Source organism: Chryseobacterium sp. A321, from assembly GCF_054489265.1.
Genome location: NZ_JBTMWZ010000001.1, coordinates 251422 through 270001, shown reverse-complemented (window position 1 = coordinate 270001; position 18580 = coordinate 251422). Strand labels below are relative to the sequence as shown.

At 39.5% G+C, this 18580-nt stretch carries 16 protein-coding genes and 5 tRNA genes; 17 read left to right on the top strand and 4 right to left on the bottom strand.

Annotated elements, in window-relative coordinates; translation table 11 throughout:
* Positions 1–31 precede the first annotated feature (31 nt).
* The 14 genes from ACX3PZ_RS01330 to rplL all read left to right on the top strand — a co-directional run bounded on the left by ACX3PZ_RS01330 (position 32) and on the right by rplL (position 6578).
* Entirely contained in the window at positions 32–913 is an 882-nt protein-coding gene (locus ACX3PZ_RS01330) for a tyrosine-type recombinase/integrase (RefSeq protein WP_459111833.1), read from the top strand.
* Between the two features lie 42 nt (positions 914–955).
* On the top strand, positions 956–1246 hold the full coding sequence (locus tag ACX3PZ_RS01325; RefSeq protein WP_459084689.1) for an HPF/RaiA family ribosome-associated protein: 291 nt from the start codon (positions 956–958) through the stop codon (positions 1244–1246).
* A gap of 101 nt (positions 1247–1347) precedes the next feature.
* A tRNA-Thr gene (locus ACX3PZ_RS01320) sits at positions 1348–1421 on the top strand.
* Between the two features lie 18 nt (positions 1422–1439).
* A tRNA-Tyr gene (locus ACX3PZ_RS01315) sits at positions 1440–1520 on the top strand.
* 71 nt (positions 1521–1591) lie between these two features.
* Positions 1592–1664 (top strand) — tRNA-Gly (locus ACX3PZ_RS01310).
* Between the two features lie 48 nt (positions 1665–1712).
* Positions 1713–1784 (top strand) — tRNA-Thr (locus tag ACX3PZ_RS01305).
* Positions 1785–2055: 271 nt separating this feature from the next.
* Positions 2056–3243: an elongation factor Tu gene (tuf, locus tag ACX3PZ_RS01300; RefSeq protein ID WP_459084687.1), complete on the top strand. Its 1188-nt coding sequence runs from the start codon at positions 2056–2058 to the stop codon at positions 3241–3243.
* A gap of 50 nt (positions 3244–3293) precedes the next feature.
* Positions 3294–3364 (top strand) — tRNA-Trp (locus tag ACX3PZ_RS01295).
* A 12-nt stretch (positions 3365–3376) separates the two neighbouring features.
* Positions 3377–3583, top strand: coding sequence for a preprotein translocase subunit SecE (gene secE / locus ACX3PZ_RS01290; RefSeq protein ID WP_459084686.1), 207 nt, complete (start codon positions 3377–3379; stop codon positions 3581–3583).
* A gap of 14 nt (positions 3584–3597) precedes the next feature.
* Entirely contained in the window at positions 3598–4140 is a 543-nt protein-coding gene (gene nusG, locus ACX3PZ_RS01285) for a transcription termination/antitermination protein NusG (protein ID WP_459084806.1), read from the top strand.
* A 286-nt stretch (positions 4141–4426) separates the two neighbouring features.
* Positions 4427–4870 carry a 50S ribosomal protein L11 gene (rplK, locus tag ACX3PZ_RS01280; protein ID WP_459084685.1) on the top strand — a complete coding sequence of 148 codons (444 nt, stop codon included), beginning with the start codon at positions 4427–4429 and terminating at the stop codon, positions 4868–4870.
* An 11-nt stretch (positions 4871–4881) separates the two neighbouring features.
* On the top strand, positions 4882–5574 hold the full coding sequence (gene rplA / locus ACX3PZ_RS01275; RefSeq protein WP_459084684.1) for a 50S ribosomal protein L1: 693 nt from the start codon (positions 4882–4884) through the stop codon (positions 5572–5574).
* Positions 5575–5585: 11 nt separating this feature from the next.
* Positions 5586–6158: a 50S ribosomal protein L10 gene (gene rplJ / locus ACX3PZ_RS01270; protein ID WP_459084683.1), complete on the top strand. Its 573-nt coding sequence runs from the start codon at positions 5586–5588 to the stop codon at positions 6156–6158.
* A gap of 48 nt (positions 6159–6206) precedes the next feature.
* Positions 6207–6578: a 50S ribosomal protein L7/L12 gene (gene rplL / locus ACX3PZ_RS01265; protein WP_459084681.1), complete on the top strand. Its 372-nt coding sequence runs from the start codon at positions 6207–6209 to the stop codon at positions 6576–6578.
* Positions 6579–6633: 55 nt separating this feature from the next.
* Here rplL and ACX3PZ_RS01260 read toward each other — a convergent pair whose 3' ends face one another.
* Together ACX3PZ_RS01260 and ACX3PZ_RS01255 are read right to left on the bottom strand one after the other, a co-directional pair.
* Positions 6634–7239 carry a TetR/AcrR family transcriptional regulator gene (locus tag ACX3PZ_RS01260; protein ID WP_459111832.1) on the bottom strand — a complete coding sequence of 202 codons (606 nt, stop codon included), beginning with the start codon at positions 7237–7239 and terminating at the stop codon, positions 6634–6636.
* Between the two features lie 11 nt (positions 7240–7250).
* Positions 7251–7823 (bottom strand): TetR/AcrR family transcriptional regulator, encoded by a 573-nt coding sequence (locus ACX3PZ_RS01255; RefSeq protein ID WP_459084679.1) that lies wholly within the window; start codon positions 7821–7823, stop codon positions 7251–7253.
* Positions 7824–8508: 685 nt separating this feature from the next.
* On the opposite strand from ACX3PZ_RS01255, the gene rpoB reads away from it, so the two are divergent.
* The 3 genes from rpoB to ACX3PZ_RS01240 all read left to right on the top strand — a co-directional run bounded on the left by rpoB (position 8509) and on the right by ACX3PZ_RS01240 (position 17099).
* Positions 8509–12345 carry a DNA-directed RNA polymerase subunit beta gene (gene rpoB, locus ACX3PZ_RS01250; RefSeq protein WP_459084677.1) on the top strand — a complete coding sequence of 1279 codons (3837 nt, stop codon included), beginning with the start codon at positions 8509–8511 and terminating at the stop codon, positions 12343–12345.
* An 89-nt stretch (positions 12346–12434) separates the two neighbouring features.
* The gene (gene rpoC / locus ACX3PZ_RS01245) at positions 12435–16700 is read left to right on the top strand and encodes a DNA-directed RNA polymerase subunit beta' (protein ID WP_459111831.1); all 4266 of its coding nucleotides are present in this window, start codon (positions 12435–12437) and stop codon (positions 16698–16700) included.
* 90 nt (positions 16701–16790) lie between these two features.
* Positions 16791–17099, top strand: coding sequence for a DUF3467 domain-containing protein (locus ACX3PZ_RS01240; protein ID WP_459084675.1), 309 nt, complete (start codon positions 16791–16793; stop codon positions 17097–17099).
* 92 nt (positions 17100–17191) lie between these two features.
* On the opposite strand, the gene ACX3PZ_RS01235 is transcribed toward ACX3PZ_RS01240, so the two are convergent.
* Positions 17192–17797: a fumarylacetoacetate hydrolase family protein gene (locus ACX3PZ_RS01235; RefSeq protein WP_459084674.1), complete on the bottom strand. Its 606-nt coding sequence runs from the start codon at positions 17795–17797 to the stop codon at positions 17192–17194.
* An 11-nt stretch (positions 17798–17808) separates the two neighbouring features.
* Positions 17809–18573, bottom strand: a complete 765-nt coding sequence (locus ACX3PZ_RS01230; protein WP_459111830.1) for an exonuclease domain-containing protein — start codon at positions 18571–18573, stop codon at positions 17809–17811.
* Positions 18574–18580: the final 7 nt, after the last annotated feature.

Sequence of the window (18580 nt, the reverse complement as noted above, 5' to 3'; positions counted from 1 at the left end):
TTGTATATTTGGAAAGTGATTTTTTTGTTTCATGATTGAGAAGTACCTAGAATATATAGAAGTGGAGAGGCGGTATTCTCCCCACACCTTAGAGAGCTATAAGAAAGATCTTCGGGATTTTCATTCTTTTGTACGAGAAACCGAAGGAGAGGAAGATTTGCGGAAGGTCGGTAAAAAGGTAGTTCGAAATTTTATGGTTTTCTTAAGTGAGAAAAAATTATCCAAAAGAAGTATTAACCGGAAACTTTCTAGTTTGCGTAGTTTTTATTTGTTTCTTTTAAAAATTCAGGAAATTGAGGTTTCCCCTTTGGAAAGTATCTCAAGTCTTAAATTCTATCCCGAAAAACAAATCCCCTTATCCCGAGAAGAAGTCTCTGATTTACAAAATATTGAGCATAACGGAGATTTAAAATTGGAATTTTTCTCAATGTTGGTCGAAGTTTTGTATCAAACAGGTATGCGTCGTATGGAGCTTTGCAATTTGAAGCACGAGGATGTTGATTTTTCAAAACTAGAGATTCGTGTGCATGGAAAAGGCAATAAAATGCGGGTGCTGCCTATCTCGAAGGAACTAGGTCAGCTACTAGAATCCTATGCAAAGGATAGGGAGGCTAACGTGGGGAGCAAGGTCTATTTTTTTCTTTCCCAAAAAGGGGAAAAACTAGGTGAGAAGTTTGTGTATCTAGGGGTAAAAAGCTACCTTAGTCTTGTCACTTCGAAAGAGAAAAAAAGTCCTCATATTTTAAGACATAGTTTTGCGACTCATGTTTTAGAAAATGGGGCTGAAATTTCTAGGGTGAAAAGTTTGTTGGGCCACGCAAGTTTAGCCTCTACCCAAGTTTACACTCACTCGGATATTGCGCAGCTTAAAAAAGTATTTGAAAAAGCGCATCCAAGAGCTAAGAAAAAGTAACGGACGTATCGTGATAATGTTTAATTTTAAAAATTCAAGTTTATGAAAATTTCAATTCAGGCGATAGGACTAACGCCACACGAACCATTAGAAGAGCATATCGATAAAAAACTTAGCAAATTAAGCACTTTCTATGATCAGATTTTGGAATGTCAAGTGCATTTGAAAGTTGAAAATACAACGTCAAAAGAAAACAAAACAACCGAAATCCGATTGGTGGTTCCTGGTGATGATATTGTGGTAAAGAAGACCGCAGTTAGTTTTGAAGAGAGTTTAGATCAGTGCGCTGATACAGCTAAAAAGCTGTTAATCAAGAAAAAAGAAATGGCTTAATTTTTTTTTAGAAAAAAGTGTCTAAATAATTTGTAGATTTCAAAAAAACAACCTTATATTTGCACTCGCAAAAAGAGAAAGCGTTCTTTTGAAATCTATTTGCCTCCATAGCTCAGCTGGCCAGAGCACGTGATTTGTAATCTCGGGGTCGTGGGTTCGAATCCCTCTGGAGGCTCGGATAAAATTTAAGATTGGGGAGATTCCAGAGCGGTCAAATGGGACTGACTGTAACTCAGTTGCTTCGGCTTCGCAGGTTCGAATCCTGCTCTCCCCACTTTTTTTTAATTAATGTTTGTAGATTTCAAATTATTAATTAAATTTGCAAACCGTTTACCAACAAACAATGCGGAAGTAGCTCAGTTGGTAGAGCGTCAGCCTTCCAAGCTGAATGTCGCGGGTTCGACCCCCGTCTTCCGCTCTAAAAAAAAATCACACCGCAGGGATGTGATTTTTTTATTTAGATTTTGCCGACGTAGCTCAGGGGTAGAGCGTTTCCTTGGTAAGGAAGAGGTCGTGAGTTCAAATCTCATCGTTGGCTCAAAGTAAAAAAGTCCTGATCAATCGTCAGGATTTTTCATTGCACCATTTTTGGGCGTGTTAGCGAAAGACGGCCAATTAAATCGAAGGATGTTTTTCTAAAAAGAAAAATTTTTGTAATTTTAGCCTTCGTTTTTAAGACTTCAAAGTAGGGTGCAACTAATTGAAACTGATATTGAAACAATTTTATATGAAAATGGTTTTAATATTTAAAAAATCATTATATTTGCACACCGAAATTTTAAAATTAATTAAATAAAATAATTTAAATCATGGCAAAGGAAACGTTTAATCGTAACAAACCACACTTAAACATTGGTACAATTGGTCACGTAGACCACGGTAAGACTACCTTGACTGCTGCTATTTCTAAAGTATTAGCAGATAAAGGTTTAGCTGACAAGAGAGACTTCTCTGCAATTGACTCTGCTCCAGAGGAAAAAGAAAGAGGTATTACTATTAATACTTCGCACATTGAATACGAAACAGAAAGTAGACACTACGCTCACGTAGACTGTCCAGGTCACGCCGACTATGTTAAGAACATGGTTACTGGTGCTGCTCAGATGGACGGTGCGATCCTTGTATGTGCTGCGACAGACGGACCGATGCCTCAAACAAGAGAGCACATCCTTCTTTGCCGTCAGGTAAACGTACCTAAAGTGGTTGTTTTCATGAACAAAGTAGATATGGTAGACGATCCAGAATTACTTGAGCTTGTTGAGCTTGAATTAAGAGATCTTCTTTCTTCTTACGAATACGATGGAGATAACTCTCCAGTGATCCAAGGTTCTGCATTAGGTGCACTTAACGGAGAAGCGAAATGGGTTGCAACTGTAGACGAATTAATGGATGCAGTAGATAGCTGGATTGAACTTCCTGTAAGAGACCAAGATAAACCATTCTTGATGCCGATTGAAGACGTATTCTCTATTACTGGTAGAGGTACTGTTGCAACAGGTAGAATTGAAGCAGGTGTAATCAACTCTGGTGAAGGTGTAGATATCGTAGGTATGGGAGATGAAAAATTAACATCGACTGTAACTGGGGTAGAAATGTTTAGAAAAATTCTTGACAGAGGTGAAGCTGGAGATAACGTAGGTCTTCTTTTAAGAGGTATTGAAAAAACCGACATTAAAAGAGGTATGGTTATTGCAAAAACAGGTTCTGTAACTCCACACAAAAAATTCAAAGCAGAGGTTTATATCCTTTCTAAAGAAGAAGGTGGACGTCACACTCCATTCCATAACAAATACCGTCCTCAGTTCTACGTAAGAACCACAGACGTAACAGGTGAGATCTTCTTACCAGAAGGTGTTGAAATGGTAATGCCAGGTGACAACTTAACTATCACTGTTGAATTGCTTCAACCAATCGCTCTTAACGTAGGTCTTAGATTTGCAATTAGAGAAGGAGGTAGAACAGTAGGTGCTGGTCAGGTTACTGAAATCACTGAATAGTCTAGTATTATATAAATGAGGTTCCGTAAGATCCTTACGGAACCTTTTCTACGGGCATCGTCCAATGGTAGGATACCGGTCTCCAAAACCGTTGATCAGGGTTCGAGTCCTTGTGCCCGTGCAAAACAGAATTATGAGTTCATTTGTAAGTTTTTTAAAAGGTTCATATACTGAATTTACGGAAAAAGTAGAGTGGCCAAAATGGCCAGAACTACAGTCTTCGACAATTGCAATTACAATTGGAACAGTGTTGTTGGCTATATTTTTATTTGGAGTAGATACTCTTTTCAGCGAGTTTATACAAAATGCTTTAGCTTTATTAATTAACCTGTTTAACTAGTATAATATAGGATGATGAGTGATTTAAAGTGGTATGTATTAAAAGCTGTTAGTGGTCAGGAGAACAAAGTTAAGACCTATATCGAGAATGAGATCCAACGTTTAGGATACGACGAGTACGTAGCACAAGTTGTAATTCCTATGGAAAAGGTGATTCAGATCAGAAATGGGAAAAAAGTTCCAAAAGAAAGACCTTATTATCCAGGCTATTTAATGGTGGAAGCCAACCTGATGGGTGAAATTCCACACGTTATTAAAAATATTCCAGGTGTGATTTCTTTCCTAAGTTTAACCAAGGGAGGAGATCCAGTTCCGATGCGTAAAGTAGAGGTGGATAGAATGTTAGGTCGTATTGATGAACTATCTGAATTTGCGTCTGACATGGCTATTCCTTATGTAATTGGAGAAAGCGTAAAAGTGATCGATGGTCCATTTAATGGATTCAATGGTACAGTGGAAAAGATTCTAGAAGACAAAAAGAAACTAGAAGTATCCGTTATGATTTTCGGAAGAAAGACACCAATGGAGCTGAATTTCATGCAAGTGGAGAAAGTATAGAATTAAGCTACTTTATTCAATCAAAGTATAAGAGCCGAAAGAAAATATCTTTCGGCTTTTTTAATCGTATGTTCTGTTATGTCTTGTTGGAAGCAGGATTCAAGACAGGATGTTCCCTAGGCTGGATAAATCTTTTTGAAATTTAGTGTGTTAGGTATTGGTCAGATGGATTTTTATTTATAATTTTGCAGTCCGAAATACCGATTTGCGAAGTGAGATAAGCAAGGGGTAGAATAATAAATGCTTCCAAACTCATTAATTATTCAAATTAAAACAAACAAATAAAATGGCTAAAAAAGTCTTTAAAATGGTAAAACTTCAGGTGAAAGGTGGCGCTGCCAATCCTTCTCCACCGGTAGGACCTGCATTAGGTTCCGCGGGTGTGAACATCATGGAGTTTTGTAAACAATTTAACGGAAGAACCCAAGACAAGCCAGGACAAGTTTTGCCTGTAGTAATTACAGTGTACGAAGACAAATCTTTTGAATTCGTAATCAAAACTCCTCCTGCTGCAATTCAATTACTTGAAGCTGCAAAACTTAAAAGCGGATCAGGTGAGCCTAACCGTAACAAAGTAGGGTCTGTCTCTTGGGACCAAGTTAAAAAAATTGCTGAAGATAAGATGACAGATTTAAACTGTTTCACAATGGATTCAGCTTTAACTATGGTAGCAGGTACTGCAAGATCCATGGGAATTAGAGTGACTGGAGCTAAACCTACGAACGCTTAAATCTTATTGAAATGGCAAAATTGACAAAGAAACAGAAAGAAGCTTTAAGTAAAGTAGAAAAAGCAAAAGCATATAGCCTAGAAGAGGCTTCTGCTCTAGTAAAAGAAGTAAACACAGCGAAGTTTGATGCTTCTGTAGATATCGCAGTTAGACTTGGAGTAGATCCTAGAAAAGCGAACCAAATGGTAAGAGGCGTCGTTTCTCTTCCGCACGGAACAGGAAAGGATGTAAAAGTTCTTGCATTAGTTACCCCAGACAAAGAAGCCGAAGCCAAAGAAGCGGGTGCGGATTATGTGGGACTTGACGAGTACTTAGATAAAATCAAAAGCGGTTGGACAGATGTAGACGTTATCGTTACGATGCCAGCTGTTATGGGTAAACTAGGTCCATTAGGTAGAATCCTAGGTCCAAGAGGTCTAATGCCGAACCCTAAGTCAGGTACTGTAACAATGGAAATTGGGAAAGCGGTTGCGGAAGTAAAAGCTGGTAAAATCGATTTCAAAGTAGATAAATACGGGATTGTTCACGCGGCAATCGGTAAAGTATCTTTTGATGCAGACAAGATTAGAGAAAATGCACAAGAATTAATTCAGACTTTAGTGAAGCTTAAGCCCACTGCGTCGAAAGGAATCTATGTACGAAGCATTTATCTTTCTTCTACCATGAGTCCAGGAATTGCAATTGATTCTAAATCTGTAAACTAAAATCTGAAGACATGACTAAAGAAGATAAAGTACTAGTAATACAAGAATTAAAAGACCTTTTACAAGACGCGAAAGTAGTCTATGTAGCAGATCTTGCAGGCTTGAATGCTCAGAAGTCCTCAGATTTCAGAAGACAAGCATTTAAGAACAATATTACAGTAAAGGTGGTGAAGAACACCCTTTTACAAAAAGCAATGGAGCAATTGGACGTAGATTTCTCAGAAATGTACGGTTCATTCAAAGGGAACTCTGTTTTGATGCTTTCGGAGACTGCAAATGCACCTGCGAAATTGATCAAAGATTTCAGAAAGAAAGAAGAGAAACCTGCTCTTAAATCTGCTTACTTGCAAGAAACAGTTTATGTTGGAGACGAGAACCTTGAGACTCTAGCAAGCATCAAATCGAAAGAAGAAATGCTTGGAGAAATCATCGGACTTCTTCAATCTCCAATCCAAAGATTGGTTTCTGCATTGCAGAATAAGTCAGAAGGTTCTACTGAAGAAACTTCTGAAGCTCAGGATGCTCCTGTTGAGGAGCCAGCAGCTTCTGAAGCAACAGAAGGAGAAGCGCCTGCTGCGGAATAAAACACACTCAAAAAATTATAATCGTTCAACACTAAAAACATTATTACAATGTCAGATTTAAAAAATTTAGCGGAAACGCTAGTAAACCTAACGGTAAAAGACGTAAATGAATTAGCTACTATCCTTAAGGATGAGTACGGAATCGAACCTGCTGCAGCTGCTGTTGTAGTTTCAGGAGGTGCTGCTGGTGGAGATGCTGCAGAAGAAAAGACTGAATTTGATGTCATTCTTAAAGCTGCAGGTGCTTCTAAATTAGCAGTTGTAAAACTAGTTAAAGATTTAACTGGTGCAGGTCTTAAAGACGCGAAAGATATGGTTGATGGAGCTCCTACTGCAATTAAAGAAGGAATCTCTAAAGACGAAGCAGAAGCGCTTAAGAAACAACTTGAAGAAGCTGGTGCTGAAGTAGAATTGAAATAATTCAATCTTTGCAAGAATAGAAAGTCCGCAAGCAATTGCGGACTTTTTGTGTTTTCTAGGGTTTGTCTATTGATTCGGGAGTGCTTAAAGGACTCGTGAATCCTTGGAGGAAGGAATGAGCAATCTGCCTTGCAATCTCTTTCGGAGTTTGTTGCGTATGGCCTGACCAATAGGGAATACTTTCCAAAATGGAAATGAGGATTTGCGCTTGGTAGTCTTGTGGAAAGTAATCAGGATTGTTTTCCCGGGCAATGACAAACTTGTTTAAATGGGTCAAGTGGTCTACATAGGCTTCATGAACTTCTAAGAATTCCACACGGTGGACGCGTTGGAGTTGGTTGCGATAGCGTGAAAAGATTTTGAATTCATAAGCGTACTTCGTTGTGTGCTCTATGTGCTTTTCAATGAACAGTTCAAATTGATCGAACGGGTGAGCGTCAGTGTTCTTAAGTTTAATTAGGAGTTCTTGTAAGCGGTGGCTAACTCTTTGGCAGATCCAGAGTAAGATTTGTTTTTTAGATTCGATGTGGTTGTAAAGTGAGGCTGGCTTCATGTCCATTGCAGAGGCAATGTCATTCATCGAGGTTTCCGTGAAGCCGTTTTGGCCAAACAAATGAAGTGATTTCTCTACGATGGTTTCTTGTTTGGGAGTTAGATTCATTGCTTTTTATTCTAGTGGCTGTAGCCATTGAGTAGACGTGTGGAAAGTTGCCCCGCGATAAGATGGAAGTCGAAAGGCTTGTAACTACTGTCTAACCATTTGGGAAGTTGGTTACTAATCTGCATCACAATAAGAGAAAACAAATTGGGATTGAAGAATTGGTCCCGGTTTGCTTTAGGGATGATTTGATTGGCTAAGGATTCAAAGGTTCCAAGGTAGAACTGAATATAATGGGAGAACTTCTGATTTGCTTCTGTGTCCGCAATTTCCCAGTAACGCAGGGCAGTCTCATATAGTTCGTAGTGGTTGTACACCGTTTCGAGATGTCTTTTAAGGAAGAAGTTGAACTTTTCCAGATCTGTTCCATCGAATTCTTGTAACTCTAATGGGATTGTATTGAAATGCAAGGCCAATTCATCACAAAGCCAAACCAATATTTCGTCTTTCTTACAAATGAAATTATACAAGGCCGGTGCGGTTACCCCCATTTTTTTCGCAATATCGCGTAAGGTGGTCTCTTTATAGCCCTTCTGGCGAAATAGTTTAATGGAAGTTTTGAGAATCTGTGTTTTCTTTTTGTCCATAATCAAGATGTCCTGCGTTAAACCTAACCAAACAAATATACAGAATTTTAATATACGAAAAAGATTCAGAAACTAACGGTCGTTAATATGGTATTTTGGCAACAATGGCTTTTTCGGGGATAGAGTTAACTGTAGTGTCGTTATTCTATAATATAATTCTCAAATAAAATAATAATATTTGAGAAATTATATATACCTTTGCATAAGCAAATTTAAATATTTGCAACACAAATGATGAAAAGAAAAGAAGATCCAGTGATCTTCTTTTTTTATTTGAATAGGTGTCGATTCCCATGCGGTGGCCTATTGCCAAGTTTTGGGATTGTGTCTCCACTCAATTCCTTTGTAAGTACTTGGAAGTTATTGGTTTTTCTTTGTACATTTGCAGTCCTTTTGAAGTTATCCGTTGTTCCGAAAGTTTTAATAGCAAGTGCTTAAATCCTCTCTTACCTTAAAGTAGGAGGGCTATTTGTATTTGCAATATTTTCAAGCAACCAAACTTTTTTAGGAATTAAAAGATATTTTGCACTACACCGTGAAAAGATATATCGGCGTTGCAGTAAGAATACAAAAGATTGAGGACGAATCACTTATTGTAACGGATAACACTCAAATCCTTTCTCTTTATTCTAATATTTTTTTTGAAGATCAAAATATTTTTTAACCAACCTTTTTTTATTACTTTATGAGTAAATCAAAAGCAACTAAAAGCTCTGTTAGCTTGCCAGCAGGTGAGAGAGTTAACTTTAGTTCTTCCCAAGGCAGAATCGTAACGCCTGATTTCCTAGATGTGCAGTTAGCATCGTTCAAGGATTTCTTTCAGTTAGATACCCTGCCAGAAGCTAGAGTGAATGAGGGTCTTTATAAGACTTTCCAGGAAAACTTTCCGATTACAGATTCGAGAAATCAATTTGTACTTGAATTTTTAGATTACCTGGTAGATTCCCCTCGTTATTCTATTAACGAATGTGTGGAGAGAGGGTTAACGTATTCCGTGCCTCTTAAAGCTAGATTGAAATTGTACTGTACGGATCCCGAACACGAAGATTTCCAAACTGTAATTCAAGATGTGTATTTAGGGCCTGTACCTTACATGACCCCTTCAGGATCTTTTATTATTAACGGTGCGGAACGTGTAATTGTAACTCAATTGCACCGTTCGCCAGGGGTTTTCTTTGGTCAAACTTACCATGCCAACGGTACGAAATTGTATTACTCCAGAATTATTCCTTTCAAAGGATCTTGGATGGAGTTTACAACGGATATCAACAACGTAATGTATGCGTACATTGACCGTAAGAAAAAACTACCTTTAACTACACTATTAAGAGCGATTGGATATGAGTCTGATAAAGAAATTCTTCAGATTTTCGATCTTGCCGAAGAAGTGAAAGTTTCTAAAGCCGCTTTAAAGAAAGTAGAAGGACGTACCCTAGCCGCTAGAGTACTAAATACATGGTTCGAAGATTTCGTGGATGAAGATACAGGAGAAGTAGTATCGATCGAGAGAAATGAAATTATTCTAGAACGTGAAACAGTTCTTGAAAAAGAGCACATTGATATCATTCTTGAAGCCGGCGTAAAAACGATTTTGGTACACAATGAAAATTCAAATGAATTCTCAATCATTCAAAATACGTTACAGAAAGACCCTACCAATTCAGAAAAAGAAGCGGTAGAATACATCTACCGTCAATTAAGAAATGCAGACCCGCCCGACGAGGAGACAGCAAGAGGAATTATTGAAAAATTATTCTTCTCTGAACAAAGATACTCCCTAGGAGAAGTAGGTCGTTATAGACTAAATAAAAAATTAGGTCTTAATATTCCAGAAGGTACGGAAGTGCTAACGAAGGAAGATATTATTGCCATTGTAGGTCACCTTATCGAACTTGCCAATTCTAAAACTGAAGTGGACGATATTGACCACTTATCTAACCGTAGAATTAAAACCGTTGGAGAACAGCTTGCAGGCCAATTTGGCGTCGGGCTTTCTCGTATTGCTCGTACCATTCGTGAAAGAATGAACGTTCGTGACAACGAAATCTTTACCCCAGTAGATTTGGTGAATGCCAAAACCCTTACTTCGGTGATTAATTCATTCTTTGGAACCAACCAGCTTTCTCAGTTTATGGACCAAACCAATCCCCTTTCGGAGGTTACCCATAAAAGAAGATTGTCTGCCCTAGGGCCTGGTGGTTTATCAAGAGAAAGAGCCGGATTTGAGGTAAGAGACGTTCACCATACACACTACGGAAGAATTTGTCCAATTGAAACGCCTGAAGGGCCGAACATTGGTCTTATTTCCTCTTTAGGGTTGTATGCGAAAATTAACTCTCTTGGATTTATTGAAACGCCATACCGTCAAGTAACGAACGGAAAGGTTGATCTTTCTTCTGCTCCTATTTATTTAAATGCAGAGGACGAAGAAGACAAAGTTATTGCGCAGGCAAACGTGGAATTAAAAGCAGACGGAACAATCGATACGGATCGTGTGATTGCTCGTTTGGATGGAGATTACCCGGTTGTTGAGCCAGGACAAGTGGATTTAATTGATGTGGCACCGAACCAGATTTCTGGAATTTCTGCCTCGTTAATTCCATTCCTTGAACACGATGATGCGAACCGTGCCCTAATGGGATCTAACATGATGCGTCAGGCGGTTCCTCTATTGAAACCAGAAGCTCCTGTCGTAGGAACAGGACTAGAGAAGCAAGTTGCAAAAGATTCAAGAATCTTAATCAACGCGGACGGTCCAGGTACAGTAGAATATGTAGATGCAGATAAAATTGTAATTCGTTACGATCGAAGTGAAAACGAAGATCTTGTGAGCTTCGAATCCGGAACGAAAACATACAACTTAACGAAGTTTAGAAAAACCAACCAAAGTACAACCATTACACTTAGACCTAACGTAAGAGTAGGAGATGTAGTAGAAGAGGGGCAAGTGCTTTGCGACGGATATGCAACCGAGAACGGAGAACTTGCACTTGGACGTAACTTAACCGTAGCGTTCATGCCTTGGAAAGGGTATAACTTCGAGGATGCGATTGTAATTAACGAAAAGGTAGTTCGTGAGGACTGGTTTACTTCGATCCACGTGGACGAGTATACGCTTGAAGTAAGAGATACCAAATTAGGTATGGAAGAACTGACAGCTGATATTCCAAACGTCTCAGAAGAGGCAACAAAAGATCTTGATGAAAACGGTATGATCCGTATTGGAGCGGAAGTAAAACCAGGAGATATCATGATTGGTAAGATTACACCGAAAGGAGAATCCGATCCAACACCTGAAGAAAAATTACTTCGTGCCATTTTTGGAGACAAAGCAGGCGATGTAAAAGACGCCTCCCTGAAAGCAGACTCATCCCTAAGAGGAGTTGTAATCAACAAAAAGCTTTTCTCTAGAAATATCAAAGATAAAAAGAAGAGACAAGAAGAGAAACTGAGGTTAGAAGAGATTGAGAACGGGTACAAAGTGAAATTCGATGAACTTCGCGCCACTCTGATCGAAAAACTAGGAACTCTTGTAAATGGAAAAACTTCTCAAGGAGTGAATAACGATTTGAGCGAAGAAATCATTGCAAAAGGAGTTAAATTCTCGACTAAGCTTCTTCAAAGTGTAGAAGATTATGTAAACGTGAGCGGTGCAGATTGGACCGTAGATTCTGAGAAAAACGATCTAATTAAGCAATTAATTCACAACTATAAAATTAAGTTTAATGACATTACAGGGGTTAAAAACCGTGAGAAATTTGCAATTTCTATCGGGGATGAACTTCCAGCAGGGATCATGAAACTGGCTAAAGTTTATATTGCGAAGAAGAGAAAGCTTAATGTAGGGGATAAAATGGCAGGACGTCACGGGAACAAAGGGATTGTCTCTCGTATCGTAAGAGAAGAAGACATGCCGTTCCTTGAAGACGGAACTCCAGTTGATATCGTACTGAACCCACTTGGGGTACCTTCACGTATGAATATTGGACAGATCTACGAAACCGTTCTTGGTTGGGCAGGACAAAAGTTAGGACTTAAATTTGCGACGCCAATTTTTGACGGTGCAAGTCTTGAGGATATTACGAAGTACACTGAACAAGCTGGACTTCCAGCCTATGGAAATACGTATTTGTACGATGGGGGAACTGGAGAGCGTTTCACGCAGCCAGCCACCGTGGGAATCATCTATATGCTTAAGTTAGGACACATGGTAGACGATAAGATGCACGCAAGATCCATTGGACCATACTCTCTTATTACGCAGCAACCACTTGGTGGTAAAGCACAGTTCGGAGGACAGAGATTTGGTGAGATGGAGGTTTGGGCATTGGAAGCCTTTGGAGCTTCGAATATCCTTCGCGAAATTCTTACAGTGAAGTCGGATGACGTAATTGGTAGAGCGAAAACCTACGAGGCAATTGCCAAAGGGGAAGCCATGCCAGAACCAGGAATACCTGAATCATTCAATGTATTGCTACATGAATTGCAAGGGCTAGGACTGGATATAAGACTTGAAGAATAATTTTAAATTTTAACTACGGCCGATTTTTCGGATAGAAAAGTCGGAAGAGAATAGTCAAAAATTAAAATCTAAAATCTAAAATCGAACAAATGTCAAATAAAAATAAATCAAGTAGATTTACCAAAATCACAATCGGTCTGGCTTCACCCGAATCGATCCTCCAAGAATCAAGAGGTGAGATTTTAAAGCCAGAAACGATCAATTACCGGACGCATAAGCCAGAACGTGATGGACTTTTCTGTGAAAAGATTTTTGGTCCAATCAAAGACTACGAATGTGCATGTGGTAAATACAAACGTATCCGTTACAAAGGAATTGTTTGTGATCGATGCGGGGTTGAAGTGACGGAGAAAAAAGTACGTAGAGAGCGAATTGGCCATATTAATTTAGTAGTCCCTGTTGCGCACATCTGGTATTTCCGTTCCCTTCCAAATAAAATTGGATACCTTCTTGGACTTCCGTCTAAGAAATTAGACATGATTATTTACTATGAACGTTACGTAGTAATTCAACAAGGGATTGCTAAGAATGCGGATGGATCTGATTTCGAAGACAAGCAATTCTTAACAGAAGAAGAATATCTTGATATCTTAGAGACCCTTCCCCCAGATAACAATTACCTAGATGACGCGGACCCTAATAAGTTTATCGCGAAAATGGGTGCAGAGGCTGTTGAGGAACTTCTAAGAAGAATTGATCTGGATGCTTTGTCTTTTGATTTGAGACACAAAGCTCACAACGAAGGTTCTAAACAAAGGCGTACAGAAGCTTTAAAGAGACTGAACGTGGTCGAAGCTTTAAGAGGTGCAAATACAAGAATGATCAACCGTCCAGAATGGATGATCATGAGAGTGCTTCCTGTGATTCCACCAGAATTAAGACCTTTGGTGCCGCTAGACGGAGGGCGTTTTGCGACTTCCGATCTAAACGACCTTTATAGAAGAGTTATTATTAGAAATAACCGTCTAAAAAGGCTTCTAGAAATTAAAGCTCCAGAAGTAATCTTAAGAAACGAAAAAAGAATGCTGCAAGAAGCGGTGGATTCTTTATTCGATAACACAAGAAAATCTTCAGCGGTAAAATCAGAGTCTAACAGACCTTTAAAATCCCTTTCTGATTCCTTAAAAGGAAAACAAGGACGTTTCCGTCAAAACCTTTTAGGAAAAAGGGTGGATTATTCTGCTCGTTCTGTAATCGTCGTAGGTCCAAATCTGCAACTGCACGAATGTGGACTTCCAAAAGACATGGCAGCCGAACTTTACAAACCGTTTATCATTAGAAAACTAATTGAGAGAGGTATTGTAAAAACAGTAAAATCTGCAAAACGTATCATTGATCGTAAAGAGCCAGTGGTATATGATATCCTTGAAAACGTAATGAAAGGTCACCCTGTGCTACTTAACCGTGCACCGACTCTTCACCGTTTAGGTATTCAAGCCTTCCAACCTAAGATGATTGAAGGAAAAGCCATTCAATTGCACCCGCTAGTAACAACGGCCTTCAACGCCGACTTTGACGGGGACCAGATGGCGGTTCACTTACCTCTTGGACCGGAAGCTATTTTAGAAGCTCAACTTCTTATGCTTGGGTCTCAGAACATTCTGAATCCAGCAAACGGTTCTCCTATTACAGTACCGTCTCAGGACATGGTTCTTGGTCTATATTTCATGACGAAAGAACTAGCTTCCACAAAAGAGAAACCTGTAAAAGGTGAAGGTCTTGCCTTCTATTCATCGGAAGAAGCAGAAATTGCCTACAACGAAGGAAAAGTTTCGTTAAATGCGAAAGTAAGATGTCGTGTACCGGTGAAAGAAGAAGATCAACTTGTGACTCGATTAACAGAAACTACCGTAGGTCGTATTTTGTTTAATCAAATTGTGCCAAAAGAAGTTGGTTTTGTGAATGAACTTTTAACGAAGAAATCTTTAAGAAACGTAATTGGTCGTATTCTTGACGAAACTGATTTCCCAACCACCGTTCAATTCCTTGACGATATGAAGGACCTTGGATATGCGAATGCATTTAAAGGAGGTCTATCCTTCTCCCTTGGAGATATCGTAATTCCAGAGGAAAAGAAAACCATGATTGCGCAAGCCGTGGAGAACGTGGATGAAATTAAGGCCAACTACAACATGGGTCTTATTACGGATACAGAACGTTACAACCAGGTAATTGACGTATGGACCAATACAAATGCGGGACTTACAGAAATGATTATGAGCCGAATGAAGAGCGATCAAGGCGGATTCAATTCCGTTTACATGATGCTTGACTCCGGTGCGAGGGGATCGAAAGAACAGATTCGTCAGCTTTCAGGAATGAGAGGACTTATGGCGAAACCTCAGAAAGCAGGATCTACAGGAGCGGAAATTATTGAAAACCCGATTGTAGCAAACTTTAAGGAAGGACTTTCAATTCTAGAATACTTTATCTCAACTCACGGTGCTCGTAAGGGTCTTGCGGATACCGCACTAAAAACAGCGGATGCTGGGTACTTAACAAGAAGACTCGTGGACGTTGCGCAGGACGTAATTGTTACTGAGGTTGATTGTGGTACGTTAAGAGGAACTGAAGTTTCTGCATTGAAAAAGAACGACGAAATCGTAGAACGTATTTCAGAGCGTGTTTTAGGTAGAGTATCTCTACACGATGTTTATCATCCAGAAACAGACGAACTGATTGCCAATGCGGATGAAATTATTACGGAACCGATCGCAAAAGGAATCGAAGCCGCAGGGATCGATGCCGTTGAGGTTCGTTCTCCATTAACTTGTGAAGCAAAAAGAGGAATCTGTGCGAAATGTTACGGACGAAATCTTGCTACCGGTAAAGCCATTCATATGGGAGAAGCCGTAGGAGTTATCGCAGCACAATCCATTGGGGAACCAGGTACACAGTTGACCTTAAGAACTTTCCACCAGGGGGGAACTGCAGGGAACGTGTCCGAAAATCCTTCTATCGTTGCGAAAAGAGACGGTATCGTAGAAATGGACGAAGTAAGAACTGTTACTTCTGAAAATGAATTTGGAGAAAAGCACGAAGTGGTAGTATCGCGTTCCACGGAACTGCGTTTGGTTGCTGACAGTGCGATTCGTACGCCATTAATGGTCGCGAACCTTCCTTACGGTGCTTCTTTAACGGTAACGCCAGGTGCGAAAGTGAAAAAAGGAGATGTTCTAGCCAAGTGGGATCCGTATAATGCGGTAATCATTGCAGAATCTGCAGGGAAAGTAGAGTATGAAGATATTATTCAAGGTATTTCATTCCAACTTGAGATTGACGAACAAACCGGATTCGAAGAAAAAGTAATTTCTGAATCTAGAAATAAAAAGGCAGTACCAACTCTTCGAGTAGTAGATACGAAAGGAGAAGAACTTAAAGCGTATAACCTTCCTGCAGGAGCCCACCTTATGGTGAACGACGGTGAGAAGATTAAAGCAGGTAAAGTCCTAATCAAGATTCCTAGAAAATCAGCAAAATCTGGGGATATTACAGGTGGTTTACCAAGGGTGACCGAACTTTTTGAAGCAAGAAATCCATCGAATCCAGCCGTAGTAACGGAAATCGACGGGGTTGTTTCCTATGGTAAGATCAAAAGAGGGAACCGAGAACTGATCGTAGAGGCGAAAACAGGAGAACGTAGAATTTACTTAGTGAAACTTTCCAACCAGATCTTGGTGCAGGAGAATGACTTTGTACGTGCAGGTTCACCACTTTCCGACGGATCGGTGACACCAGACGATATCCTTAAGATCAAAGGCCCAACCGCAGTTCAAGAATACTTAGTGAATGAAATTCAAGAAGTATATCGTCTGCAAGGGGTGAAGATCGATGACAAACATTTCGAGATTATCGTGAGACAAATGATGACCAAAGTTTCTATCGTGGATGGTGGTGACACTCAATTCCTAGAAGGAGCTTTAGAGCATAAATTTGATTTCTTAGAAGAGAACAACCGTATCTTTGGTATGAAAGTCGTGACGGAAGCAGGAGATTCGAAAGAATTTAAGCCAGGTCAGATGATTACCGCAAGAGAATTAAGAGACGAGAATTCGAAGCTAAAACGTGAAGATCTTGAACTCGTTGAAGTGAGAGAAGCTCTTCCTGCGACCGCAACTCCTGTTCTTCAGGGGATTACGAGAGCGGCATTGCAAACCAAATCTTTCATGTCGGCAGCTTCCTTCCAGGAAACGACCAAAGTTCTTAACGAAGCGGCAGTTTCTGGTAAGGTAGACGCATTAAATGGTCTTAAAGAAAACGTTATTGTAGGGCATAGAATCCCTGCAGGTACTGGACTTAAAGAGTATCAAAATGTGATTGTCGGATCTAAGAAAGAATTCGAAGATTTAAATTAAATTTAATAAGTTTCAAGTTTCAGGTTTCGGGTTAAATGTTAACTTTGTAAACCTGAAACTTTGAAATTTAAACTTAACAAAAAATAGAAAATGGACAACAATCAAAATCCACAAGACGGAAATGTAAACATTCAACTAAACGAGATGGTAGCACAAGGTGTATATTGTAACCTAGCGCTTGTAAACCATTCTCCTTCGGAGTTTGTTCTTGATTTTATTCAATTAATGCCAGGTGTTCAACAAGCAAACGTAAGATCAAGAGTGATTCTTGCTCCTTTGCATGCAAAAAGAGTTCTTGCTGCTTTGCAACAGAATATCACTAGCTACGAACAACAATACGGTGAGATCAAAGAAGTAGAGCCTTTCGTAGTTGGACAAAACAACAACGTACAAGCATAAGAGACTTTCTTTTATCCCTATATTTAGAATGCCTGCAAATTATTTGCAGGCATTCTATTTTTAATATGACGGCGTTAATAAGCAGTCGCGTCTTAGGATATTCTTAAATCTAAAAGTTTTTCAGATTCAAGATATCCTTCTAAATAATCGCTTTCGACTACAGGACCCACACCCTCTGGCGTGCCTGTAAAGAGTAAATCTCCGACGCGTAAAGTGAAAAACTTTGAGGCGTATGCGATCAGTTCATCTACTTCAAAAAGCATCGAGCTTGTATTTCCCTTTTGAACTTGCTGTCCATTTTTCAAAAGTGAAAAATTCAGATCAGTAAGTGCGTAATTTTCTTTCTTAAAGAAGGTGCTGACCACCGCCGAACCGTCAAAGCCTTTGGAAATTTCCCACGGCAGCCCTTTGGCTTTTAATTCACTTTGAAGGTCTCTGGCCGTAAAGTCAATTCCAAGTCCAATTTCTTCATAATGTTTATGTGCGTTCTCCTGTTGAATGTATTTACCCACTTTTGAAATTTTCACCACCACTTCTAGTTCGTAATGAAGATCCTTTGTGAACTCTGGAATGTAGAATTCATTTCCTTTTAAAAGCGCAGTGTCTGGTTTAAGGAATAATACAGGCTGGGTAGGCACTTCATTTCCAAGTTCCTTTGCGTGGTTTTTGTAGTTTCTTCCAACACAGATTATTTTCATTTGAATTGGTTTTAGAATTTAGCTTTTAATTGAATGGCGGTTAAAGTCTTTTTTGTGTAAAGTGGAAAGTCCGCATTTTGAATCCAACCGTAATACCCAATATCCCTTTGGAATACTTCCTTTACGCGTTGTCCTTTGTATTTGCCAAAGGTAAAGATCTCCTGTTCATCCTTGTCGTATGCAATAAATCCTGCCAAGTCTGCAAACTTATGGTAGGATGAGAATTCGCTGATGCCTGCGATTTCATTAGAGAGTTCGTCGTATTTTGCCACTTGGGCGTCTAAAATTTCAAAAGTTGCAAGCGTATCTGCTTCTGCTGAGTGTGCGTTCTCTAGGGTTTTTCCACAGTAAAATTTATAGGCGGCCGCGAGATTTCGTGGTTCCATCTTATGGAAAATAGTTTGGGCATCCACGAGTCTCATTTTGGTCAAATCTACATCCATTTCGCACCGTAGAAGCTCCTCCATTAGTAGGGGAACATCAAAGCGATTCGAATTGAAACCTCCAAGATCGCACCCAGAGATCATCTCTGCAATGGCAGGGGCAAGTTCTTTAAATATGGGAGATTCCTTCACCCTTTCGTCTGAGATGCCATGCACTTCCGTGGCTTCTTTAGGAATCGGCATTTGAGGATTGACAAGCCAGGTTTTTGATTCTCTGGACCCATCTGGATTCACTTTTAAGATGCAAATTTCAACGATTCGGTCTTTACTGATGTTGATTCCAGTGGTTTCCAGATCAAAGATGCATAGGGGTTTATGTAGTTTTAGATTCATAAATTGT

What these genes read in the sequence shown, in the direction of transcription:
- ACX3PZ_RS01330 (WP_459111833.1), top strand. Translation starts at nt 32, where the DNA reads ATGATTGAGAAGTACCTAGAATATATAGAAGTGGAGAGGCGGTATTCT.
- ACX3PZ_RS01325 (WP_459084689.1), top strand. Translation starts at nt 956, where the DNA reads ATGAAAATTTCAATTCAGGCGATAGGACTAACGCCACACGAACCATTA.
- tuf (WP_459084687.1), top strand. Translation starts at nt 2,056, where the DNA reads ATGGCAAAGGAAACGTTTAATCGTAACAAACCACACTTAAACATTGGT.
- secE (WP_459084686.1), top strand. Translation starts at nt 3,377, where the DNA reads ATGAGTTCATTTGTAAGTTTTTTAAAAGGTTCATATACTGAATTTACG.
- nusG (WP_459084806.1), top strand. Translation starts at nt 3,598, where the DNA reads ATGAGTGATTTAAAGTGGTATGTATTAAAAGCTGTTAGTGGTCAGGAG.
- rplK (WP_459084685.1), top strand. Translation starts at nt 4,427, where the DNA reads ATGGCTAAAAAAGTCTTTAAAATGGTAAAACTTCAGGTGAAAGGTGGC.
- rplA (WP_459084684.1), top strand. Translation starts at nt 4,882, where the DNA reads ATGGCAAAATTGACAAAGAAACAGAAAGAAGCTTTAAGTAAAGTAGAA.
- rplJ (WP_459084683.1), top strand. Translation starts at nt 5,586, where the DNA reads ATGACTAAAGAAGATAAAGTACTAGTAATACAAGAATTAAAAGACCTT.
- rplL (WP_459084681.1), top strand. Translation starts at nt 6,207, where the DNA reads ATGTCAGATTTAAAAAATTTAGCGGAAACGCTAGTAAACCTAACGGTA.
- ACX3PZ_RS01260 (WP_459111832.1), bottom strand. Translation starts at nt 7,239, where the DNA reads ATGAATCTAACTCCCAAACAAGAAACCATCGTAGAGAAATCACTTCAT.
- ACX3PZ_RS01255 (WP_459084679.1), bottom strand. Translation starts at nt 7,823, where the DNA reads ATGGACAAAAAGAAAACACAGATTCTCAAAACTTCCATTAAACTATTT.
- rpoB (WP_459084677.1), top strand. Translation starts at nt 8,509, where the DNA reads ATGAGTAAATCAAAAGCAACTAAAAGCTCTGTTAGCTTGCCAGCAGGT.
- rpoC (WP_459111831.1), top strand. Translation starts at nt 12,435, where the DNA reads ATGTCAAATAAAAATAAATCAAGTAGATTTACCAAAATCACAATCGGT.
- ACX3PZ_RS01240 (WP_459084675.1), top strand. Translation starts at nt 16,791, where the DNA reads ATGGACAACAATCAAAATCCACAAGACGGAAATGTAAACATTCAACTA.
- ACX3PZ_RS01235 (WP_459084674.1), bottom strand. Translation starts at nt 17,797, where the DNA reads ATGAAAATAATCTGTGTTGGAAGAAACTACAAAAACCACGCAAAGGAA.
- ACX3PZ_RS01230 (WP_459111830.1), bottom strand. Translation starts at nt 18,573, where the DNA reads ATGAATCTAAAACTACATAAACCCCTATGCATCTTTGATCTGGAAACC.